Here is a 977-nt window from a genome sequence, read left to right on the forward strand (position 1 = left end):
CGTTGTAAGTAATTTAAGAACAGAACAATATGAACACATTTCTATTTGCTTGGAATCCTAACAGATGGGATTGGGAAGATTTACAAGAAAGCATTGAACATCTTGAAAAAGTTGGATATGTTGAAAGAAGATGGAGTTGTGGAAATTCAAAAAGTATTAGAAAAGGAGACAGAGTTTTCTTAATTAGATTAGGTAACGAACCAAGAGGAATAATGGGAAGTGGTTATGCTAAATCTTCTTACTATGTTGCACCTCATTGGGACGGAACAGAAAACAAAACAACTAACTACATCGATATTGAATTCGATATTCTAATTAATCCAAAAGACAACAAGTTATTTGACAAAGAATCTTTGGAAAGTATTGATAAAAACAATTTGCAACAATGGTTTCCTCAACAAAGCGGAATTTCAATAAAAGAAGAAGTTTTGGAAAGTTTGGAATCAAATTGGTTTAATTTTATTAAAGAGAATAAATACATAAAGAATAGTTTTGTTTCAAATGATGTTACAACACAATTTAAAAAGACATATAAAGAAGGTAAATCTAAAGACATTGTACAAACTCGTTACGAAAGAAATCCTGAAGCTCGAAAAAGATGTTTAAAGCATTTTGGTTATTCTTGTAAAGTTTGTTCATATGATTTTGAAAAGCACTTTGGAGAAATAGGAAAGGGATTTATTCACGTTCATCACATAAATCAGATTTCGGAAATAGGAAAAGAATACGAAGTTGACCCAATAAAAGACTTAATTCCTGTTTGTCCAAACTGTCACGCAATGATTCATTCAAAACGACCAGCTTTTACGATAAAAGAAATTAAGGAAATAATAAAATAAAAAAACTACTTACAACAACGTGTATAATTAATTGCTAGTTTTAGCTCACTTGGGAAATTCCTTCGGAATTTCGCCGTACGTGCTTATTTTAGTAAATTAGTTGCTTAAACCACGCAACTAATCATACACAAATCCGTT

1 protein-coding gene is annotated in these 977 nt (G+C 30.6%); it reads left to right on the plus strand.

From position 1 onward, the window contains the following. Positions 1–29: 29 nt before the first annotated feature. On the plus strand, positions 30–839 hold the full coding sequence (locus FQU21_RS17325; protein ID WP_222708023.1) for an HNH endonuclease: 810 nt from the start codon (positions 30–32) through the stop codon (positions 837–839). Positions 840–977 lie beyond the last annotated feature (138 nt).

It is taken from the genome of Algibacter pacificus, from assembly GCF_008033385.1.
Lineage (GTDB): Bacteria > Bacteroidota > Bacteroidia > Flavobacteriales > Flavobacteriaceae > Algibacter > Algibacter pacificus.